General features: G+C 74.7%; 15 protein-coding genes. 8 read left to right on the top strand and 7 right to left on the bottom strand.

Going from position 1 to position 15,854, the window contains the following annotated elements; all coding sequences use genetic code 11:
- The first annotated feature begins 142 nt into the window (after positions 1-142).
- A complete protein-coding gene (locus tag G443_RS21005; protein WP_026419000.1) occupies positions 143-382 on the top strand; it encodes a dihydrofolate reductase family protein in 240 nt (79 codons plus the stop codon).
- 132 nt (positions 383-514) lie between these two features.
- Here G443_RS21005 and G443_RS21000 read toward each other — a convergent pair whose 3' ends face one another.
- Positions 515-1,567, bottom strand: coding sequence for an LLM class flavin-dependent oxidoreductase (locus G443_RS21000; RefSeq protein WP_051313986.1), 1,053 nt, complete (start codon positions 1,565-1,567; stop codon positions 515-517).
- A gap of 465 nt (positions 1,568-2,032) precedes the next feature.
- A complete protein-coding gene (locus G443_RS20995) occupies positions 2,033-3,244 on the bottom strand; it encodes a winged helix-turn-helix transcriptional regulator (protein WP_051313987.1) in 1,212 nt (403 codons plus the stop codon).
- 80 nt (positions 3,245-3,324) lie between these two features.
- On the opposite strand from G443_RS20995, the gene G443_RS20990 reads away from it, so the two are divergent.
- Together G443_RS20990 and G443_RS20985 are read left to right on the top strand one after the other, a co-directional pair.
- Entirely contained in the window at positions 3,325-3,984 is a 660-nt protein-coding gene (locus G443_RS20990; protein WP_051313988.1) for a GNAT family N-acetyltransferase, read from the top strand.
- A 546-nt stretch (positions 3,985-4,530) separates the two neighbouring features.
- Entirely contained in the window at positions 4,531-5,823 is a 1,293-nt protein-coding gene (locus G443_RS20985; RefSeq protein ID WP_026419001.1) for a DUF418 domain-containing protein, read from the top strand.
- 77 nt (positions 5,824-5,900) lie between these two features.
- Here the strand turns inward: G443_RS20985 and G443_RS20980 are convergent, their stop codons facing one another.
- The 4 genes from G443_RS20980 to G443_RS20965 all read right to left on the bottom strand — a co-directional run bounded on the left by G443_RS20980 (position 5,901) and on the right by G443_RS20965 (position 8,648).
- Entirely contained in the window at positions 5,901-6,719 is an 819-nt protein-coding gene (locus G443_RS20980; RefSeq protein WP_035292172.1) for an AAA family ATPase, read from the bottom strand.
- Between the two features lie 222 nt (positions 6,720-6,941).
- Entirely contained in the window at positions 6,942-7,724 is a 783-nt protein-coding gene (locus tag G443_RS20975; protein WP_051313990.1) for an alpha/beta fold hydrolase, read from the bottom strand.
- A 38-nt stretch (positions 7,725-7,762) separates the two neighbouring features.
- A complete protein-coding gene (locus G443_RS20970) occupies positions 7,763-8,215 on the bottom strand; it encodes a DUF3618 domain-containing protein (protein WP_026419003.1) in 453 nt (150 codons plus the stop codon).
- Between the two features lie 4 nt (positions 8,216-8,219).
- The gene (locus tag G443_RS20965) at positions 8,220-8,648 is read right to left on the bottom strand and encodes a phage holin family protein (protein WP_051313991.1); all 429 of its coding nucleotides are present in this window, start codon (positions 8,646-8,648) and stop codon (positions 8,220-8,222) included.
- A 558-nt stretch (positions 8,649-9,206) separates the two neighbouring features.
- Here G443_RS20965 and G443_RS20960 point away from each other — a divergent pair.
- Positions 9,207-10,007 carry a hypothetical protein gene (locus tag G443_RS20960; RefSeq protein ID WP_026419005.1) on the top strand — a complete coding sequence of 267 codons (801 nt, stop codon included), beginning with the start codon at positions 9,207-9,209 and terminating at the stop codon, positions 10,005-10,007.
- Between the two features lie 232 nt (positions 10,008-10,239).
- On the opposite strand, the gene G443_RS20955 is transcribed toward G443_RS20960, so the two are convergent.
- Positions 10,240-11,316 carry a flavin-containing monooxygenase gene (locus tag G443_RS20955; RefSeq protein ID WP_026419006.1) on the bottom strand — a complete coding sequence of 359 codons (1,077 nt, stop codon included), beginning with the start codon at positions 11,314-11,316 and terminating at the stop codon, positions 10,240-10,242.
- A gap of 551 nt (positions 11,317-11,867) precedes the next feature.
- Here G443_RS20955 and G443_RS20950 point away from each other — a divergent pair.
- The 4 genes from G443_RS20950 to G443_RS20935 are packed head-to-tail and all read left to right on the top strand — an operon-like array spanning position 11,868 to position 15,818.
- A complete protein-coding gene (locus G443_RS20950; RefSeq protein WP_026419007.1) occupies positions 11,868-12,962 on the top strand; it encodes a FecCD family ABC transporter permease in 1,095 nt (364 codons plus the stop codon).
- Between the two features lie 7 nt (positions 12,963-12,969).
- Positions 12,970-14,073, top strand: a complete 1,104-nt coding sequence (locus G443_RS20945) for a FecCD family ABC transporter permease (RefSeq protein WP_026419008.1) — start codon at positions 12,970-12,972, stop codon at positions 14,071-14,073.
- A 10-nt stretch (positions 14,074-14,083) separates the two neighbouring features.
- Positions 14,084-14,935: an ABC transporter ATP-binding protein gene (locus G443_RS20940; RefSeq protein WP_030105716.1), complete on the top strand. Its 852-nt coding sequence runs from the start codon at positions 14,084-14,086 to the stop codon at positions 14,933-14,935.
- Between the two features lies 1 nt (position 14,936).
- Positions 14,937-15,818 (top strand): siderophore-interacting protein, encoded by an 882-nt coding sequence (locus tag G443_RS20935; protein ID WP_051313992.1) that lies wholly within the window; start codon positions 14,937-14,939, stop codon positions 15,816-15,818.
- The last annotated feature ends 36 nt before the right edge of the window (positions 15,819-15,854 follow it).

The raw sequence follows: 15,854 nt of genomic DNA, 5'->3' as shown, positions 1-15,854 counted from the left end.
TCGCGTGCGCCAGGAACCAACGTGCGCCGGGGGGTACGCGCTGCTCTGTGAACACCGCCGGTACGACGGACACTCGGGTGCGTGGTCGGTGAGGCATGCTGACAGCGCTCTGCTTCTGCCCTTCCGGGACAATCGGCGACTGGTGGATTCACCATCGCGAGAGAGCCGGTCCGACTGTCTACGGTTCGACGCGGTCGGCGACGGGCGGCTGGCCGGTGCGCTGCTGCCGGAGATCGACCGACTCGTGATCAAGCTGAACCCCGTCGTCGCCGGCGCGGGCATCGCCCTGTTCGGTGGCGCGTTCGACCCCACGGGGTTCCGGCTGGTCGAGACGAAGGCGCACGACAGCGGCGTGCTGTTCCTGACCTACACGCGTTCCTGACCGGGCGGGGCCCGAGGACGACACGCACGGGCTTCGATGACGTGACGACGGGGCTTGGAGAACCCCAGCCCCATCGTCGCGGACCCACGGCCCGCTGAACGTCCAACGCCACCGCACAGCCGCGCGCGGGAATCAGCGGGTGGTGGCCCCGGCCGTCCCGGGCCGCCGCCATCCCAGGGCGGGTGCCACCTCGGTGGCGAGGAGCCGCAGGGACTCGATGAGGCGGTCAGGCGCCAGCCTGGCCGGGAACGCCTGGACGAGCAGTTCGTCGGCCAGCCCCACGGTCGGGTCCGCCGCGAGCAGTTCCGCCACCCGCTCGGCGTCGCCGTACACCACGCCGTCCTGGACCAGCACCCGTTCCGGGCGGATCTCCTCGGCGGCGGGGTCCTCGGCTCGCCGCTGCCGCAGGTAGGGGCGGAGCCCGTCGAGCAGCTCAGCCCGCGCGGTCGCCGTGTCGGAGGAGACGTGGACCGTCCGGGACACCCCGATCCTCGGCGTGCCCCCGCCGAGCGGTCGCCATGCCTCCCGGTAGGCGCGGACCAGGTCCAGTTGGCGCTCCCCCGGCGGGCGGTCCGAGTCCGGTGCGTTGCGGGCCAGGAGCAGGCCGGTGCCCTGGGCGCCCGCCCGACGCGCCCCGGACACGCTCATCGCCGCCTGCCACAAGCGCCCGGTCAGCTCGGGGCGAGGTGGGCTCAGGACGGCGCCGCCGGGCAATGGCTCACCGGCCAGCGCCGACCGCAGCTCCCCGAGCCGCTCGGCGAACTCCTCCCGACGAGCAGCGAAGTCCGCGCCCAACGCCTCGAAGGTCTCCGGCTCGGAGCCGGACCCCACACCGAGTTCCACCCGGCCGCCGGTGAGGGCGTCGAGGACGGCGGCGTCCTCAGCCACCCGCACCGGGGACTCGGTCGGCAGGGTGATCACGGCGGTGCCCAGTCGGAGCCGACTGGTCCGCTGGCCGGCCGCGGCCAGGAACACCAGCGGAGCCGGGACGCTCCCCCGGTGGGACCCGAAGTGGTGCTGGGCCACCCAACCGGTGGCGTAGCCGAACTCCTCAGCCGCCTCGAAGATCCGGAGGCCGTCCGCGTAGGCCGCGGCCGCGTCGCCCTCGCCCTCCAGCCTCGCGAAGAACCCCAGGCGGGGCCCCGATTCCGGGGCGGTGGGGGTGGGCGTTCCGGGAGTGGGCACGGGTCCGTCCTCACGCTGTTCCGGGCTGCTGTCCTTCCTCGCCACGGGACCGCCGCGACGGGGGTCCCGTGGATCCCTGACGCTACCGGGAGGAGTCCACCGGGGACCGTGGCCGGTGACCTGCTGTCCGGAATCGACGGCCGGGCAGCACGCCCGACGACGTGTCTCCTCCCGGCCGATGGGCCCGCGGCCCGCCCGGATTCGGACGCGGTCGAACGGGGTCGGAGACCATGCCGCGCGACGGCGGCGTGCCGTTCCCGACCTCCTCGCGTTCCCGACCTCCTCGTGACCCGGTCGAGCGCCACGACCGGGATTCGACGGCACCGGGCCGGCGCTCCGAGCACCCGTCCGGCGACTGACCAGCCTGTCGCACGCGCCGGGAGAGCCATCCGAGCTCCGCCGCCGCGCGGCCGGCTCCCGCCGCGCCGGACGTGCCGCCCCACGCGGGTCGACGGCCAGCGGCCATCACTCCGACGCCGTCGTCCGCTCCCGCGCGTCCCCGCCCGCCGCCCATCCGTCGAGTGCGCGGAACACCGCGTCCAGTTCGCGGCCCCGCGCGGTGAGCCGGTAGTCGTTCCTGGGAGCTGAGCCGTCCGCCACCCGCCGCTCCACGAGCCCTTCCTCGGTGAGGAGGACGAGGCGTTCGGACAGCACCCGCCGGGACAGTCCGGGGATGGCGGAGAGCAGGTCGACGAACCTCGCCGCACCCCGGTGGAGCACGTAGAGGATCTCGGGCACCCAGCGGCGGCCCAGGGTCGCGAGCGCGGCGGCGACGGGTCCGTCGAGGGGGTGGCCGCTGTCCTCGGTCGCGGCCGGGTGGTCCTCGGTCGGGTCGGGGCCCGAAGCCGGCTCCGGGGTGCGGGCTCCCGCACCAGCCAACACCGAAGTTACTTTTTGATACTCCCTTGGGATGGTCTGGCCCGCGTCCTCGCCGGGCCGCGCCGCCACCGACCCGCGAGCGCGGTCGGCCACCAACACCCCGATCCCGTCGAGCACCCGGGCCAGCCCGAACTCGAAGCCCTCATCGGACACCAGGGTCCTGTCCGCGGCGGAGGGATCCACCCCGACCACGCTCGCGGCCAGCGTGGGCAGGTCGCCCCCCTCGAACAGCGCCCGCAGGTCCGGCAGTCGCGACTCCCACCACGTCGCGGCGTCCACCCCGCTCGTCTCCCTCGCCCTGGCCTCGACGAGCTCGTAGAGCGCCGCGCCCTGCACGTAGTCGCCGAGGGTGACGTACACCCGGCGCGCCTCGACGGGCGACAGGCCGGCGGCGACCGCCGAAGCGGCGACCCACTCCGCCGCGGCCAGCACCTTCGGCCCCAACGGCGGCCTGGCGGTCATGGCCACGACCCCGAGCACCCACGGGTGCCGCCGGTACATCGACCGCTCCTGCCGCGCGGCGAGCTCAAGCCGGGCGCGCCAGCCCGAAGGGCCCGGCACCGGGTGGCGGATCTCACCGAAGACCTCCTCGGTCATCAGGGCGGTCAGGGCGGCGCGGCCGGGGACGTGCCGGTAGAGCGACATCGCGCCGGCGTCCAGCTCGACGGCGAGGCGACGCATGGACAGCGCGGGCAGCCCCTCCTCGTCGGCGACCGCGATCGCGGCCCGCACGATGCGCTCCACGGTGAGCCCGGTCCTGCCGGACCGCTCCGCCGCCCGGTCGTCGTCCTCCGCCACCCCGCCATCATGCCCGCCGCGCGGATGTGCGTATCCTCACCCAAGACCATGAGTACACCGTACGCATCTGGGAGGGTTCAGTGTCCGAGACGATCACCGTGTGGCGGGCCGGGCGGGACGACATCGCCGGAGCGGCGGCGGCCTTCGCCGCCGCCAGCGAGGGCGAGGCCGTGATCACCTGGGTCATCCCCGACCAGGACGAGCGGCGGGAACGCATCGTGCGCGACCCCGAGGCGGCCGAGCCGTGGATCGGGGCCGTCGTCGCGACGGGGGAGGTCGTCGTGGCGGGAACCGGACCGGACGAGGTCACCGGCGTCTCCCTATGGGAGGACACCGACCCCACCTCGACGACCGGTGACCGGTCGATGGCCGCCGCGAGCCAGGACGAGGCGGACGCGGCCGTGGCGGCGGCCTTCGAAGCGGTCTACGGCCCCCACGCGCCACGGATGGCGACGGTGCGGCGGATGACCGAGGAGCGGCACCCCGCCGGAGAACCGCACTGGTACCTCCAGCAGATGGGGGTGCGACCGGATCACCGGGGACGGGGCGTGGGCGGAGCGCTGCTGCGCCACCAGCTCGCCAGGATCGACGAGGCGGGTCGGCCCGCCTACCTGGAGGCGAGTTCACCCCGGGCCGCCGCCCTCTACGAGCGGTACGGCTTCCGCGCGCTGGGCGAGCCGATCGTCCTGCCCGAGGGGGGCCCGCGACTGCGTCCGATGTGGCGTCCGGTCGGCGGCTAGGGGACCTTTCCGGGCAGAGCGTCCGCTGCCCGACGACGGCCGCGACGTCGTCCGCCCGTCGCGGTCTCGAGCTCGACGCGCACCACCGCCACGCTCGCCCGCGAGAGTCGTTGCCCACTGGCCGCCGGGAGACGACCCGTACCGCTCCACCCGGCCCTGACATGGCGAAACCCCGGCCGAGGCCGGGGCTTCTGGTGACGTAGGTTACTCCGCCAGCCCAGCCGAGGCCAGAGGAATTGTGTGGAATTCTGTTGAGAACCGATTCAGACCCCGATCGGCGGCGGACGGGGTAGGCGGTCGGGCCGCTCGCGACGACATCTCGGGCGCGGAACTCTCAGGAACGCGGGCTGGAGCGCCTTCCGGCGAGAGGTGCCCACACCGGACAGCGAGCGCGGGGATCAGCGTCTCGCGCTGGTCCGAGGCCGCGAGCACCACGCCGGAGGAAGTCCACCGATCGCCGCTCACTCCAACCATGCCGCGACCCACGCGCGCGGAAGGCTCACGAGCCGGTGCGCGCGCTGGAACGATCTGGGGAGGAACACCACCATGACAACCACCACCACTCCGTCCGAACGCGGTCCGGTGAAGGCCGGCGAACGCGTCCTCGCGCCTGATCTGGCCCGAGGCTGCATGTTGCTGCTCATCGTGCTCGCCAACACCGTCTTCTACCTGTGGGGATCCGAGCGGAGCCCCGGCAGCGCGCATCCGGTCGACGGCTCCGTCGCCGACAAGATCACCCAGGTGGTGCTCGTCGCCGGGGTCGACATGCGCTCCTACCCGATGTTCGCGTTCCTCTTCGGCTACGGCATCGTGCAGCTGCTGAGCCGCCAACTGGCCACCGGGACGCAGGAACGCGACGCGCGGGCGCTGCTGCGGCGGCGGCACCTGTGGCTGCTGGTCTTCGGCGTGGCGCACGCGGCCCTGCTGTGGATGGGCGACATCCTCGCCGCCTACGGCATGACGGGCCTGATCCTCTGCTGGTTGTTCCTCCGCCGGTCCGACCGGGTGCTGCTGGTCTGGTCGGCCGTGCTCAGCGGGCTGGTCCTCACGCTGTCGTTGGCGCTCGTCGTCCTCGCGGCCCTCGCACCCGAGGGCACGGCCGGGGGAGCCCCCCTGGACTACGTACCGTTCCTGACGAGCAACATCAGTGAGACGAGCTACCTCGCCAGCATCCAGGGCCGGCTGCCGGCGTGGCTGTTCCTGGTCGTCGTGCAGGGCTTCGTCCTGCTCGTCCTGCCCGTGTCGATGTTGCTCGGCTTCTGGGCCGCCCGCCGCCGGGTGCTGGAGGAGCCGGGCCAGCACCTCCGCCTGCTGCGGGCGACCGCGGTGGTCGGCCTCGGCGGCGGTGTGCTCCTGGGAGGCCTGCCCTACGCGCTCGCGCGGGTCGACGTGCTGTCCGTCTCCACGTTGATGAAGGAGGCGCTGAGCCTGACGCACATGACCAGTGGCCTGTTCGGCGGGGTTGGTTACGTCGCCGTGTTCGCGCTGGTCTCGCACCGCATCTCCCGGCGGGGCGGGGTGGGCCGGATCGGGGGAGCCATCGTCGCCACCGGACGCAGGTCCCTGTCGGCGTACCTGGCGCAGTCCGTGCTCTGCGCCCCACTGCTCGCCGCCTGGGGCCTCGGCTGGGGCGCCTCGTTCGGCAGCGCTCAGATGGCGCTGTTCGCCATCGGTGTCTGGCTGCTGACGGTCGTGACCAGCGCCCTGCTGGAACGCGCCGGCCGGCGCGGCCCGGCGGAGGTGGTGTTGCGCGGCCTGACCTACCGGTCGCGGGGAGCGACGGCCTCGCCGGCCGCGAGTCGTTCCCAGGATGAGCCGGCGGCACGCGTGACCACCTGAGCCCCGACGTCGGGCCCGGCCTCGCGGTCCGGGCCCGACGAGGCCCGCCGAGGCGCACGCCCCGAGGCGCGGGGAGTTCAGCTCCGCCGGGGAGCGTGCCCCGCCGCGAGGACCGGGTCGAGGTGGGCCGGCCCGGTCGGGAAGTCGGCGACGGCCAGTCCCACCAGCGCCTCGCAGTCCCGCCGCCCGCACTCGCAGTCGAAGTGGGCCACCATCGTGGTGGCGTCGCCGGTGGTCCACGGCCGTGCCAGGTAGGCGAGGTGTTGGCGGACGACGTCCAGGTTGGCCAGTCGGAGCAGGGACACCCGGCCGGCGCGGTCCCGGACGACGGGCCCGGCGGCGAGGGCGGCGGCGAACCGCTCCTCGACTTCGGGGACCACCCGCCGGAGGGGCGCTCCCCGACCGGTGTGGACGACCGGCGCGCCCCGCCCGTGGACCTCGTCCTCGATCCGCTCCGCGAGCAGTTCGTAGAACCTGAGCACCGGTCGGCTCAGGTCCCGGTCCCGGAGGCGCCGGCGCCGTTCCGCCGCGTCGGGCAGCAGCCACACCGCGGTGGCGTCCGGCCCGACCACCCCGGGGGTGATGATGGTGCCCTCGACGACGGTGAGTGGTTCGGGGGGCAGGGACCGCACGTCCTCGACCACCATCGGCCCCCGCTCGTGGTGCAGCGACCGGGCCACCAGCACCTCGGGCGGCGCGGACCACCGGCGCTCGACGGAGAGGCGTTCGAAGTCGAGCGCGGCGGGCACGCCGGCACGCAGGGCGCGGTCGCGGTGCTCCCAGGTGCGGGTGTCACTCGCGTACACGCGGAGCCCGTGCCGGCGGGCGAGCAGCCGGGCCACCGAGCTCTTCCCGGCTCCGGGCGGACCGCCGATCCACACCACGGGAGGCGTCACGCCAGGCCTCCCACCCGGGTCCGCCCGCCCGGCGAGAGGTCGCCGGGCAGGTGGCGAGCAGCGGGAGACGCGCGTACCCGGTCACCTCGCTGCGACGACGTGCCCCCGGGAGCCGGTGTCCCGCTCCCCCGGGGTGAACCGGGCACCCCGTGCCGGCTCCGGCACCCCACCGCTGCCTCCTGGTCTCCGGCGACGACGAGCCCGGGCGGGCGGCCCGGCGGATCAGCCACGCCACAGCCGGGACAACGCGGTGTTCACCAGGTCCGGCCGCTCCTGGTGCGGCCAGTGGCTGGCGCCGGGCACCCGCAGCAGCTCGGCGCCCAGCAGGTCGGCGGTCACCCGCGCGCAGGCCATGATGGGGCGGCCCCCGTGCTCCCGGTAGTCGTCGGCGGCGTTCTCCCAGGTCCCGGTGATCACCAGCGTGGGACGCGGGGCGTTCGCCACGGCTTCGGAGGGGATCGGCGTGTCCCAGGCCGGTCGTTCGGCGAGCGCGGTCCTGGTCGCCCGGACGTGCCGCTCGGTGATCTCGGGAACGGGGAGACCGGCGGACCGGTAGTTGAGGCGGACCAGTTCCTCGGCGTCGATCGTCGGCGGGACCGCGTCCAGGGCCGCCCGGTTGCGTGCGATGGCAGCCGCGACGACGGGGTCGCGCGGGGCGAGCTGGAAGCACGCGGGTTCGATGAGGGTGAGGCTGCGGACCCTGTCCGGCCTGGCTGCCGTGACCAGCAGCGCGACGACGGCGCCCGAGGAGTGCCCCACGAGGTGGGCTCCGTCGTCGAGCAGCTCGCCGATGTCGGTGGCGTCCTCATGCGGATCGCTGCGGGCCGTGTCGGGGCTCGCGCCGTAGCCACGCCGGTCGGGCACCACCAGCTGGTGGTCGGCGGCCAACGGCCGTTGGGCGGCGAACCCGAACGTGGCCGCGCCCCAGGTCCCCGAGCCGTGCACCAGGACGACGCGCGGACCGGCGGTGCCCCACGACGTGACGGACAGCGGTGCCGGCGCCATCCGTCCAGTGTGGCGGAACGGGGAGGCCGGTGCCAGGGTCAGATCTCCCACACCTCGTAGCCGTCCAGCTGGCGTCCCCTCGCCGGCCCGTGGTGCCGGAAGTGCCCGAGGCCGTGGTGTGCCCGGTGGTGGTGCCGGTGGGCGCGTCGACGACCCAGCGCCACCAGCACGAGCAGCGCGGCGGCCGTCCACCCGAGGGTGGCGCCTGGCCGCTTGCGGATCGCCTCCCGGCCCCGGTCGAGCTGCCGGGCCACCTGGGGCGGGGCCTTCTCGGTGAGTCGCGCGGCGGCCTGGTCGAGCGAGTGGAGCTTCTCCTCGGTCAGGTCCGAGACCTTGCCCCGCACGTCGAACTTGTCCACGAGGTCGGCCACGGTGTCGGCGAGTTCGTGCTCGGTGGCCTCGATGTCGCGCCGCAGTTCCTCGTCGGCCCAGCTCCCACGGGTCGCGGTGTGCCGGCCGCCGTGCTGCCTGTCTCCGTTCCGGTGGCTCATGTCCTCACCGCCCCGTCCGCGACTTGATGGTGTCCACCGTGTCCCGCATGTTGGCGACCGTCTGTTCGGGCACGACCGGGGTCACCTTGCGGAACTCGCGACGGCCGACCAGCGACATCACGCCGGCGGCCGCGAGCAGCGCGGCACCCGTCACCAGCGCCGCCAGCCAGCCCGGCCACACCAGCGCCAGCGCGAGGACCACGCACAGCACGAGCGCGCCCCCGCCGTAGAGGGCGAAGACCGCCGCTCCGCCGAACATGCCGCCGCCCATGGTGGCGTGGCGGCGTTTGCCGGAGAACTCCCGCATCGCCAGTCGCATCTCGCCGCGGATCAGGTGCCGGGTCTGTTCGAAGGCGTCGTGCACCAGCTGCGAGGTGTTGCGCTCCCGGTGCCGTTCGTCCTCCATCGACCGGACGTCGAATTGCTCAGCCATCGTCTCGCGCTCCGATTCCTTGGGACCACGTGCCGTCGGGCTACCCGACAGGTCGACGCCGAAACCGCTCCCCGCTTCGGCCGACGGGATTCACCACCCTCCCCGGGTGGGATCGGCCGGATGCCTCCCCTGGTCATCAGGGGTGCGCAGGGACCGGTGGCGCGACCTCGTCGCGGCGCGGAGCCAGCGGTGGCGTGGGCGGGGACCCGGCCGGTGCGAGGACGTCAGGGCGGGGCCGCCGGTGCTGCCCTCGACCGGTGCCCGGGCCGCAAGGTGCCGTCCCCGCTCGGGGCGGCCCCCCGCATCGGCCGCGGCGGTGGCGGAGACCGGGACTGGTGGTCGCCACCCCGCGGGGGCGGCGACCACCTCCTCCGGCCGGCGGTCCCGTCGACGGTGGCCTCGCGGGACACTGGGTCGACCCCGCGAACCGCCCGGTCAGGCCGCCGACGACCGGCCACGTGACCGCCCGGGCCGTGACCGCGCCCTGTCACCACCCGTTCACCCGGCAGCACTAGCGTTCGCGGCCACGACGCGACGGTTCTCGGGTGGGAGGCAACAGTGCCGTACGACGCCGCCGCCCGCTCGGACCCGTTCGCCCGGCGGGCTCGGGCCCGGGCCCGAGCCCGGTACCGCTGGGTGTGGGGAACCGGGATCGCACTCGCCGGGGTGTTCGGCAGCGCGGTGTTGATGCGCCTCGCCGTCCTGCCCACCGGTGTGGGGCTTCCGGGCCTGCCCGTGGCGCACGCCGCGTTCCCCGCCACCGGGTTGGCCGTGCTGGGTGCCGTGGTGATCGCCGCCCTGGTCGGGGTCGCCCTCGACCGGGTCCTCTCCCCCGTTGGCAGCCCGTGCTGGTGGGGAGGCGCGACGACGGTGGCCTGGGGCTACTGGGGTGGGCTGGTGTGGCCGGCATCCGCGACCGAGCCAGCCGCGCGGCTGGCTCCCGGTCCGCCGCCCTGGCTCCCCTGGGCCGTGCTGGTGGTCGCGTTGGCGTCCTCGCTGGTCGCGGTCCGGGCACTGAGGGCCGCCGTGGCCGAGGACCGGCGCGTGCTGGCGCTGCTGGAAAGCGGCCGGCGGTCGGTGGGGACCGTCCTCGACCTGGAGGCGATACCGGCGTCGGGCCTGACGGGACCGGCCAGGGAACGCCTGCTGCTCCACATCGGTTTCCGGGACGGCAGCCGGGCGGTCGTCTCCCGGGTCCGGCTCGACCCGCGACCCGGCCTGGCCCCGCGCGTGGGCGACCGGCTGGATCTCTGGTACCGGCCCGCCGCCGTCCTCGTGGCACCCGACCCCCAGGAGCCGGCGCGGCTGGACGACCGGCACCTGGTGGTACGCGCCCGGAAGCCCACCGTCGACTTCTGAACCGGCCGGGCGCGGCCGACCCCGGGGAGGACTGGCCCACGCCGGTGACGGCCGAGTGCCGCCGGCGGAGTGGCACCGGCGGCACTCGGGCACGGGCAGGGGGGTGGGCACTGACGGCCGATCGGCCGGCGGGGGCCGACCGGGGTGGCATTCCGGGGTTCGACGCGGGGAACGGGGGCCGAGGTCGCCGCCGTCCGCGAGGGCGCTCAGTGACCAGCCGCGCGCGGCCCCATCACCGCCCGAGGAGGGTGGGGCGGCGGAGGCCGAGGGTGGTGCTCATCCGCCTGGCCATCACCCTGGCGTCGGAACCGACACCCACGATGCTGTCCGACCCCAGGGTCCGCTGGTCCTCCACTCCCAGGTACGCCAGCCGCTGGTGGGTGGTGGACCACCCGTTGACCTGCCGGGGACGGCCCTCGCCGTCCAGGGCGCCGAGGCCGCGCAGGTAGCCGAAGTCCGGCCGGAACCCGGTGGCCAACACGATCACGTCCACGCGTTCCCGCAGCCCGTTGGGCCACACCACCTCGTCACCCTCCACCCGGTCGAACATCCGGCGGTGGTCGGGACGACCGGCTGCCACCGCCTGCTGGTAGCGGCCGACGTCGAGGACGGGCGCTCGGCCTCCCCGTCGGATCACCCGGAACTGGGGCACGGTGTCGATCCCGAGCACGCGCAGCCAGAAGTGCAGGTCACGGCCCGCGACGAACTGGGGTGCCCACTTGATCGTCCCTCGGCTGGCGAGGGTCACGACGGCGTGCTCCGCGAGTTCCACGGCGATCTGCACCGCCGAGTTCCCGCCGCCGACGACCACCACCCGGAGTCCCGCCCAGTCGTCGGGACGCCGGTACTCGGAGCTGTGGCGGAGGACGCCGGTGAAGGTGTCCAACCCGGGCAGGGCCGGCCGGTGGGGGCGGCCGAAGCTGCCGGTGGCGGCCACCACCGAGGGCGCGCGCACCACCTGGCCGTCCGCCAGGTGCGCGGCGAAACCGTCGGGGGTGGCGCTCACGTCGAGCACCCGGTTGCCGGTGCGGATGTCGACGTCGAGGAGGCGGGAGTACCGGCGGAGGTAGGCGACGTGTTCCTCCCGGGTCGGGTACCGGTCGGGGTCGCCGCCGCAGGGGAGACCGGGGAGGGAGCTGTACCGGGCGGGGGTGAACAGGGTGAGGCTGTCGTAGTAGGACGGCCAGGAACCAACCGCTTCGGGGCCGGCCTCGAGCACCACGGGGCGGAGTCCCCTGGCGCGGAGGGCCTGGGCACCGGCCAGGCCGGCCTGTCCACCACCGATGATCAGCGTATGGGCATCGGACATCCACCGATCGTAGGAAGGTCGGTGCCCGCGTCGCGGGCCGGACGGCCGGGAACGCGGCCACGACCAGGCCCGGCATAAGCGCCGCTTTGGACGGGTTGCACCGCGCGGTACCCACCACGTCCACCTTCACCCGTACAGGGTAATCCTTTAGGATAGGCTCGCCTAATGTCCCCGTAGGGCGAAGGGAAACCCATGCCTGCCCCGCACCGCACCCACCGCCGCTCCCCTCGCGGGACCGGCGGGGAGGGTCCCGCTCGTCGGTCGTGGCGAGGGCGGCACGGCGACGTTCCCCGCACCGGCACCGGGCACCCGGGCACCGCACCGGCGCACCCCGGCCCGCCGCGCGTCCTGGGTGGCGCGGCTGACCGCGACGCGGCGCGGCACGCCTGACCAGCACCGGCTGGCCGCGCCCCTCACCCCCACGTCAGGCGGGCCTCCCGGCCGGCCTCCTCTCCGGAAGGGAACACCCCAGCATGGCGGCAGCAGGAGCCGAGGGCGGACCGGTGGTCCCGGCCGCCAGCGCGGTGGCGTCGCGGGGCGGGACGCCACCGATGAACCCCGCCGACCAGGACCTCGCGCCGGCCGGCCCCGCCGGCTCGCTCCGCACCGCCGACCCGGCCGCGCGAACCACCACCGGGCGGCGCGCCCCGCGCCGACGGCTCGCGGCCGGGTTGGTGGTGCTGGCCGTCCTGCTGGTCGCGGCCGCCGTGGCCAGCCTCGTCGTCGGCACCAGGCCCATCCCGTTCGGGATCGTGCTCGACGCCCTCCGCGACGTCGACCCCACCAATCCGGACCACCTGGTCATCTGGGAACTGCGGCTGCCCCGGACCCTGGTGGGGCTCCTGGTCGGCGGCGCGCTCGGCCTCGCCGGCGCCGTCATGCAGGGCGTCGCCAGGAACCCGCTGGCCGACCCCGGGATCCTGGGTGTCAACGCCGGCGCCTCCTTCTTCGTCGTGGTCGCGATCAGCCTGCTCGGCGTGACCACCCTGACGGGGTACGTGTGGTTCGGTTTCCTGGGGGCGGCGCTCGCCACCGCCGTGGTGTACGGGATCGCGGCGGCCGGCCGGGAGGGCGCGACCCCGGTGAAGCTCGCGCTGGCCGGCGCGGCGGTCAGCGCGGCCCTGACCTCGCTGACCACCGCCGTCCTGCTGACCGACGTGGACACCTTCGACCAGTTCCGCTTCTGGCAGGTGGGCTCGCTGGCCGGCCGGGATCTCACGATCTTCTGGCAGGTGCTGCCGTTCCTCCTGGTCGGAGTGGTCCTCGCCCTGTGCTGCGGCCGAGTGCTCAACACGCTCTCCCTCGGCGACGACGTCGCCAGGGCCCTGGGGCAGCGGGTGGCCCTCTCCCGGGGGTTGGCCGGCCTCGCCGTGGTGGTCCTCTGCGGGGCGGCGACGGCCGCCGCCGGCCCCATCGCGTTCATCGGGCTGACCATCCCGCACATCGCCCGCGCGATCACCGGCCCCGACCACCGGTGGGTGCTGCCCTACTCGATGATGTTGGCGCCGGTGCTGTTGCTGGTCGCCGACGTCCTCGGTCGTGTCATCGCCCGGCCCGGCGAAGTCCAGGTCGGCATCGTCACCGCCGTGATCGGAGCGCCGTTCTTCATCGCGCTCGTCCGCCGCAGCCGAGTCGCGGAGCTCTGATCCGAGGATGACGAAGAGCCTCCCGACACCCGCTCTGGACCGCGACGCCCTGGTCGGCACCGGAGACGGCGCGGACCTGCTCCGGGCCCGGCGGGTGGTGTCCGCCGCCCGCCTCCGGCGCGGTGGCCGCGCCACCGCCGTCACCCTGGTCCTCGCCGTCGCCGTCGTCCTCGTCTTCGGGGTGTCGCTGTCCCTCGGCGAGTTCCCGATCCCCCTCCGGGACGTCGCGGCCTCCCTGGTGGGCCTGGCCGATCCCGCGACCGAGTTCGTCGTCCGTGACCTGCGGCTGCCCCGAGCGCTGGTCGGGATCCTGGTCGGGGCGGCGTTCGGGCTGTCGGGCGCGCTGTTCCAGAGCATGGTGCGCAACCCGTTGGCGAGCCCGGACATCATCGGCATCACCTCCGGGGCGTCGGCGGCGGCGGTGTTCGGCATCGTCGTGCTGGGGTTGGGCGGTGTCGCCGTGTCCGTCAGCGCGTTGGCCGGCGCGATGCTCACCGCGCTGGCCATCTACCTGTTGGCCTGGCGGCGCGGTGTCAGCGGCTACCGGCTCGTCCTGGTCGGCATCGGCGCCGCCGCGATCCTCAACAGCGCGGTGTCCTACCTGATGACCCGGTCGCGGGTGGACACCGCGCAGCAGGCGCTGGCCTGGATGACCGGCAGCCTCAACGCCCGCACCTGGGACCACGTCGTCCCGCTGACGATCGGCATGGCGGTGCTGCTGCCGCTCGTGGTGGCCCTCTCCCGCCCGCTGCGCGCCCTCCAGCTCGGCGACGCCGCCGCCACCAGCCTCGGGGTGGGGGTCGAACGGTCCCGGCTCGGGCTGGTGCTCGTCGCCGTGGCCCTGGCGGGGGTGGCCACCGCCGCCGCCGGGCCGGTGGCCTTCGTGGCGTTCCTGTCCGCCCCGATCGCCCGCCGGTTGACCCGGGGCGCCGGCCTGGCGCTGCTGCCCGCCGCCCTGGTCGGGGCGCTGGTGGTCGGCCTGGGCGATGTGGTGGGTCAGCACCTGGTCAGCGGGGCGCAGTTCCCCGTGGGCGTGGTGACCGGCGCGGTGGGCGCCCCGTACCTGTTGTGGCTGTTAGCCGTGTCGAACCGTGTCGGGCGCGGTGGATGAGGAGTGCGTGATGACTGACCGCCACAGCCTGCGGGCGGAGGACCTGCGGCTCGGCTACGGCAACCGGGAGGTGGTGCGCGGGCTGTCCGTCGACATCCCCCCGGGACGGGTGACGGTGATCGTCGGCGCCAACGCCTGCGGCAAGTCCACCCTGTTGCGGGGGCTCGCCCGGCTGCTGGCGCCGAGCGGGGGAACGATCCACCTCGACGGCAGGGACATCAACGGCATGCCCACCAAGGCCGTCGCCGCCGTCCTCGGCCTGCTGCCCCAGACGCCGACCGCACCCGAGGGCATCCGGGTCGCCGACCTGGTGGGCCGGGGCCGCTACCCGCACCAGGGCTGGTTCCGGCAGTGGAGCCAGGGCGACGACGAAGCCGTGGCGGAGGCGTTGCTGGCCACCGGGACCCTCGACCTCGCCAACCGGCCGGTCGACGAGCTCTCCGGTGGGCAGCGGCAACGGGTGTGGATCGCGATGGCCCTGGCCCAGCGGACCGACCTGCTGTTGCTCGACGAACCCACCACCTACCTCGACGTCAACCACCAGGTGGAGGTCCTGGACCTGCTCACCGACCTCAACCGGCGGCGGGGCAGCACGGTGGTCCTGGTGCTCCACGACCTGAACCTGGCCTGCCGCTACGCCGACCACCTCATCGCCATGAAGGACGGGCTGATCGTCACCCAAGGGGCCCCGGGCGAGGTGGTCACCGAGGAGGTGGTGGCGGACGTGTTCGGGATGGCCTCCCGCGTCGTCCCCGACCCGGTGTCGGGAACACCGATGATCGTGCCCATCGGCCGGCACCACGTCACCGCCGCGCCCCCGGTCCCGGTGGCCGGCGGCGGGAATCCCGGGCACGGTGGTTGAGGTGGGCCGGGACCACCTCCGCGCCGAGGTCGTCGCGGTGGACCGCGTCGGCCCCCGCGTCGTCCGGGTCACCTTCGGCGGACCGGAGCTGGCCGGGTTCGGCAGCGTCGGAACCCCTGACGAATGGTTCCGACTCGTGGTGCCCTCGACCGCCGCGCACGGCGGGGACCCGGAGCCGGCCGGCGGTGCCCCCGCCTACCGGGCCGAGGAGTTCGGCCGCTGGTACACGGTGCGGCGGTGGGACGCCGAGACCGCGTTGCTGACCGTGGACCTCGTGCTGCACGGACGGGGAGTCGCCGCTGCCTGGGCCGGCTCCGCCGCCGTCGGCGACGTCGCGTGGGTCGGGCAGCCGCGAGGCTCCTACGTCCCGCCACCGCCCGGGGTGCCGGTGGTCCTCGCCGGTGACCTGACCTCGCTGCCCGCCCTCACCCGGATCGTGTCGTCCCTGCCCGAGGCGACCCCGACGCGGGTGGTCGTGGAGGTGGGTGGCGCCGCCGACGAACAGCCCCTCGACGGGCCGGCCGACCTGGAGGTCCGCTGGCTGCGCAACCCCCGTTTCGGACGCGCGGGGAGCCTGCTGCCCGCCGCGCTGCGGGAACACCTCCCGGCGGGATTCGATCCGAGGTCCTGCCGCTACTGGATGGCCGGCGAGGCCACCGCGGCCCGGCTCGTCCGGCACCACCTGCGCCACGAGCTGCGCGTGCCCGACGGGCAGCACCACGCCGTCGGCTACTGGCGGCTGGACGGGGAGGAGTGGAACCGCCGGTTCGCGGCGTCCGGCATCGACATCGGCGCCATCTGGGACGCGGGACAGCGCGCCGGCCGCACCCAGGAGGAGATCGTGGACGACATCCACGCGCGACTCGTCGACGCGGGGCTGTGATCCGGCTATCGCGGCCCCTTCGGTGGTGCCGCCCCC

Origin of the sequence: Actinoalloteichus caeruleus DSM 43889, assembly GCF_000429185.2 — a bacterium.
GTDB lineage: Bacteria > Actinomycetota > Actinomycetes > Mycobacteriales > Pseudonocardiaceae > Actinoalloteichus_B > Actinoalloteichus_B caeruleus.
Note: the sequence above shows the minus strand (reverse complement) of the source record. Positions and strands in the feature narration are given on the sequence as shown.

Bases quoted from the DNA above. Each gene is read 5' to 3' on its own strand.
- G443_RS20955 (WP_026419006.1), bottom strand. From the start codon at position 11,316: ATGTCCGATGCCCATACGCTGATCATCGGTGGTGGACAGGCCGGCCTG.
- G443_RS20965 (WP_051313991.1), bottom strand. From the start codon at position 8,648: ATGGCTGAGCAATTCGACGTCCGGTCGATGGAGGACGAACGGCACCGG.
- G443_RS20985 (WP_026419001.1), top strand. From the start codon at position 4,531: ATGACAACCACCACCACTCCGTCCGAACGCGGTCCGGTGAAGGCCGGC.
- G443_RS20950 (WP_026419007.1), top strand. From the start codon at position 11,868: ATGAACCCCGCCGACCAGGACCTCGCGCCGGCCGGCCCCGCCGGCTCG.
- G443_RS20975 (WP_051313990.1), bottom strand. From the start codon at position 7,724: ATGGCGCCGGCACCGCTGTCCGTCACGTCGTGGGGCACCGCCGGTCCG.
- G443_RS20945 (WP_026419008.1), top strand. From the start codon at position 12,970: ATGACGAAGAGCCTCCCGACACCCGCTCTGGACCGCGACGCCCTGGTC.
- G443_RS20970 (WP_026419003.1), bottom strand. From the start codon at position 8,215: ATGAGCCACCGGAACGGAGACAGGCAGCACGGCGGCCGGCACACCGCG.
- G443_RS20940 (WP_030105716.1), top strand. From the start codon at position 14,084: ATGACTGACCGCCACAGCCTGCGGGCGGAGGACCTGCGGCTCGGCTAC.